At 63.1% G+C, this 4,453-nt stretch carries 7 protein-coding genes; 4 read left to right on the forward strand and 3 right to left on the reverse strand.

The annotated features are described in order from the left end of the window. The 3 genes from tam to EN935_RS23915 form a co-directional block, all read left to right on the forward strand. On the forward strand, positions 1-625 hold a 625-nt coding region (tam, locus tag EN935_RS23905), incomplete at its 5' end, for a trans-aconitate 2-methyltransferase (protein WP_127373666.1). A gap of 104 nt (positions 626-729) precedes the next feature. After that, the gene (locus tag EN935_RS23910; RefSeq protein ID WP_126071130.1) at positions 730-1,065 is read left to right on the forward strand and encodes a hypothetical protein; all 336 of its coding nucleotides are present in this window, start codon (positions 730-732) and stop codon (positions 1,063-1,065) included. Positions 1,066-1,196: 131 nt separating this feature from the next. Further along, positions 1,197-2,318 carry a beta-ketoacyl-ACP synthase III gene (locus EN935_RS23915; protein WP_109668319.1) on the forward strand — a complete coding sequence of 374 codons (1,122 nt, stop codon included), beginning with the start codon at positions 1,197-1,199 and terminating at the stop codon, positions 2,316-2,318. A 10-nt stretch (positions 2,319-2,328) separates the two neighbouring features. On the opposite strand, the gene EN935_RS23920 is transcribed toward EN935_RS23915, so the two are convergent. From EN935_RS23920 to EN935_RS23930, 3 genes are all read right to left on the reverse strand, one after another. Next, positions 2,329-2,895, reverse strand: coding sequence for an isoprenylcysteine carboxylmethyltransferase family protein (locus tag EN935_RS23920; protein ID WP_109668317.1), 567 nt, complete (start codon positions 2,893-2,895; stop codon positions 2,329-2,331). A 114-nt stretch (positions 2,896-3,009) separates the two neighbouring features. Continuing rightward, entirely contained in the window at positions 3,010-3,408 is a 399-nt protein-coding gene (locus tag EN935_RS23925; RefSeq protein WP_109668489.1) for a glyoxalase/bleomycin resistance/extradiol dioxygenase family protein, read from the reverse strand. Positions 3,409-3,439: 31 nt separating this feature from the next. Continuing rightward, on the reverse strand, positions 3,440-3,862 hold the full coding sequence (locus EN935_RS23930) for a hypothetical protein (protein WP_109668487.1): 423 nt from the start codon (positions 3,860-3,862) through the stop codon (positions 3,440-3,442). A 147-nt stretch (positions 3,863-4,009) separates the two neighbouring features. On the opposite strand from EN935_RS23930, the gene EN935_RS23935 reads away from it, so the two are divergent. Beyond that, on the forward strand, positions 4,010-4,453 hold a 444-nt coding region (locus EN935_RS23935), incomplete at its 3' end, for a TetR/AcrR family transcriptional regulator (protein ID WP_164771297.1).

The following is a 4,453-nucleotide window of genomic DNA, read 5'->3' on the forward strand; positions in this document are numbered from 1 at the left end:
GCTTGTCGAGCGCTGGCCGGATGCTGAGGTGAGCGGCTTCGACACCTCACCCGACATGATCGAGAAGGCGAGGGCGCGCCTGCCAGAGGTCACCTTTGATCTCGCCGATGCTTCCAAATGGCAGCCGGCGGAGCCGGTCGACGTGATTTTTGCCAATGCGGTGTTCCAGTGGCTGCCCGAGCATCCCAAGGTGTTCCAGCGGCTGATGGGTTTTCTCGCGCCAGGCGGCGCGCTGGCCATCCAGATGCCCGACAATATGGGCGAAGATTCGCACCGCCTGATGCGGGAAACCGCCGCCGAAATGCCATTTGCCAAAAAGCTCAAGGGGGCCGCGCGCGGGCCGCTGCAGCCGGTGTCGTTCTACTATGACCTGTTGTCGCCGCTCAGCGATCGGCTGGATATCTGGCACACCATCTACAACCACCCGCTTGCCGACGCGCAGGCGATCGTTGAATGGGTGAAGTCGACGGGCCTGAAGCCTTTTGTCGACCCGCTCGATGCGAACGAGAAGACACTGTTCCTCGACAGCTACACGGCCAAGATCGCCAAGGCCTATCCGAAGACGGCTGATGGCAAGGTGCTTTTGCGCTTTCCGCGCATCTTCATCGTCGCCAAGCGGGCTTGATTATCCACGTTGCGCGGCGCCCGTTGCGGCCGCTTGACCGGATTTCGCCGCCATGCGCATTTCACCGCGTTGGGTCACGATGGCCCATGGTAGGGGGGTGGATGATGACATTGAAAAAGATGCTTTTCGGCGGCAGCGTGTGCGCGGCGGCACTTCTGGCGTTCTCGATCTCGGCGGAAGCCAAGCGAGCACGCTGCTTCACCAGCGATGACGGTTATTTCTCATGCAGCTACAGGGCGATCGATGATGCGGGCAGCTTCCGCATCTCGGCGCCGGGCTATCCGACCTATGTCCTGGAAATCGACGGGCCGGGTTTTGCCTATGGCTATGTCAATCTCGGCCGCCGCAATGTGCCGCTGCCGGGGCAGTTTGTGCGCAGCCGCGACGACGGCGCCTGCTGGAACAACCCGCAGACCAACACCAAGCTCTGCGCCTGGTGAAGTCAGGCTTAAGTCGGCCCAAACCTTTGGTTTAAGCCGGCGTAAACCGCCGCGGTGAGAAAAGTGTTGCGCCGGAGCGTTCCGGCGCCCACATGAAGCCCGCAACGCCTGCGGATGGACGGACTGGATATATGCATCGCGTCATCATCAGTGGCATCGGCGTTGAAATCCCTGAAGCCAAGATCACCAACGAAGAACTGGTCGCCAGCTTCAATGCCTGGGTCGACACGGAGAATGCGCGCCGCCTGGGCACCGACGAGCCGCCGCTGTCGAAATCGGACAGCGACTTCATCGTCCACGCCTCGGGCGTGCGCACCCGCCATGTCATCGAGCGCGAGGGCATCCTCGATCCGACCCGCATGGCGCCGCGCATTCCGGCACGGCCTGACGATGCGCTGTCGCTCGAAGCCGAGTTCGGCATCGCCTCGGCCCAAAAGGCTCTCGACCATGCCGGGCTGAAGCCGTCCGATATCGACCTGGTGATCTGCTCGGCCTCGCATCACCAGCGACCCTATCCGGCGATCGCCATCGAAATGCAGGAGGCGTTGGGGACAAAGGGCGCCGGCTTCGACATGGGGCTCGGCTGTTCGTCGGCGGCTGCCGCCTTGCACATCGCCGTCAACCTCGTGCGGTCGGGCGCACACAAGCGCATTCTGGTGACGACGCCCGAGATCATCACCGGTCATCTCAATTTCCGCGACCGGCAGACGCATTTCATCTTCGGCGACGCTTCGGTGTCGATGGTGGTCGAAGGTCTGGCCAAGGGCGATAAGCGGCCGGGGCGTTTCGAGGTGCTCGACACGCGCGTCTGGACGCAGATGTCGAACAACATCCGCACCAATCTGGGCTATCACACCCGCACCGCCCAGGACGATCCCTACATGATCAATCTGGAAGGCAACCTGATCAAGCAGGTCGGCAACAAGGTGTTCAAGGAAGTCACCGTCGCCGGGCAAAAATTCATCGTCGAATTCCTCGCCGAGCACGGGCTGACGCCGCAGGCGATCAGGCGCTTCTGGCTGCATCAGGCCAATGCGCGCATGAATGCGATGATCCTGAAACTGTCGTTCGGCCACGAGGTGGATCACGACCGCGCGCCGATGGTGCTGGAGCGGCTGGGCAACACGGCGGGCGCCGGCGCCATCGTCGCGCTGTCGGAAAACCACGCCGACATGAAGCCCGGCGATTTCGGCCTGATCTGCGCCTTTGGCGCGGGGTATTCGATAGGCGGCGCGCTACTGCGGATGCTTTGAGCTTGCCGTGTCAGGCTGGCGCGAACGGCACCAGCATCGGCACGCGCCTGGCATAGTCGTCATAGGCGCTGCCCAGTTCGCCTCGCAGGAAGCTTTCTTCCAGTCTTGCCTTGGTCACGATGCCGATGATGAGCAGGGCGGTTCCGGCTATGCCCCAGACGGTGCCCTTGGCCGCCATGGTGGCGAGGACCGCCAGCAGCAATCCGGTGTAGATCGGATGCCGGACAAGGCCGTACGGGCCGGTGTTGACGATCCGGTGCCCGGCCTTGGCGGTGATCGTGCCCGACCACAGCCTGCCGAGATGCAGGCGCGCCCACCAGGCAAAGGCGATGCCGATGGCGATCAGGGCGACACAGATCCAGGCTTCGGGGAGATCAGGCATCCATAACCTGAGCCGGCCTTCATAGCCGTGCGCCGGAATGAACAGCAGCACCGCGCCGGCCAGCCAGAGACCCCGATAGCGGGCCTCCGCCCTCAATCCGGCGCGCTTCTGGGCAGGGTCGGACCACAAAGCGGCGACGGCCCAGGTTCCTGCCCAGATCAACCAAAGCAATGTGATTGCCGTCACGGGTCGCATGATCAGCCTCCGCGAACTGTCCTGATATCACCATGAAACCGGCACAGCGCGGCGGCAATGCGGCGCGACGCCGGACGGGCTTCATTCCTGGTAAGAAGATCGTGATCCGCGGGTCTATCCCCTGGAACAACTGAACATCCATTGCACGCCGAAAGCGTCGACCAGCATGCCGAAGCTGGTTCCCCAAATTTGCCGCGCCAGAGGCACGGTGATCCGGCCGCCTGTGCTCATGCGGCCGAAAAGCTCCTGCATGGCGGCCAGGTCGTCGAACTCCAGGCAAAGGGCGGAACCCTTCATCGGCTCGGCGTCGTCATTGTCGGAGGCATGAAACAGGACGCCGGGGCCTTCGAACCGGGCATGCAGGACTTTTCCGCGCATGGCTTCGGTCCGCACCGGCATGTCGTTGTCTCCCCAGCGCAGCAGGACCGTTGCTCGGCCGAGGCCACACCGCTCGTAGAAGGCCAATGCCGGCTCGCAATTGGTGGTGAAGAACAGCGAAGGGGAGAGCCGCATCGGTTCGCTTCCGGTCATTGAGCTGGCCAAGTCAGTGCGCGGCTGCGCTGGCGGCAGCGATGAGCACGTCGCCCGTATATTGTCTGTCACCGATGCCCCAGCCGCCGTCGGGCGCATTGACGATGTTGATCCAGGTGTTTTCAGGCCGGTGCCCCGGCACGCAGAGTTCGGCGACAATCCCTGCGGCTGCGGTGATGAAGGCCTTGCGGGCTTCGACCGAGCCAAGTCCGATGTTGGGCAATTTCAATTCCACCATGACGACAGGCCGATTGGCGCCGCCTGCATAGATGTGGTGAGGCGGCAAGATGTGCACCGTGCCGCCGACGATTTCGGTGAAGAACGAATTGCCGGTGGCGCCGGAGGCCTCGATGAGGGCGGCGCTGAGACGCGGCAGGATCTCGCGCTCTCCCGTTGGGGTCAGTATTCCTTCCGGCGCGGTCACGGTGATCGGCATTTGGCTCTCCTTTTCGCTGGTTTTCATGGCTTTCCGACTGACAGGTCTTCCGGCTTGCCATCTGACAGGTCTTCCGGCTTGCCATGTTTCGTATCGATTGGTACGTTATATGGAGAAGACGAGTCAACAGGTTTCGTATCGATCGATATGGATAATTCGGAAAAGCCCCGCGGCGGCCGGCCGCGCGCTTTCGATCCCGACCGGGCGCTGGATGCGGCGATGCATCTGTTCTGGGAGCATGGCTATGAGGCGACATCGCTGGCCATGTTGCGCGAGGCGATGGGACTGACGCCGCCGCAGATCTACAACGCCTTCACCGACAAGGAGACTTTGTTCCGCAAGGCGCTGACGCGCTACCACCAGACCGAGATCGGCTTTGCGCTGGAAGCGCTGAGCGCGCCGGTATCGACGCGGGAGGCGATCCGGCGGTTGCTGCTCGGTGCGGCGGAAGCATATTCCAGGCCCGGCAAGCCTGGTGGCTGCCTGTTCGTCAGCGGCGCGCTGGCAGCCTCGCCACAGGCGCAAGCCATTGCCGATGAACTCAGAACCTATCGCAAGGCGAGTGAAGCGGCGATCGCAGACCGGCTGGCC

The sequence above is a fragment of the Mesorhizobium sp. M7D.F.Ca.US.004.03.1.1 genome (genome assembly GCF_003998635.1).
In the GTDB taxonomy this organism is placed as follows: Bacteria; Pseudomonadota; Alphaproteobacteria; order Rhizobiales; family Rhizobiaceae; genus Mesorhizobium; species Mesorhizobium loti.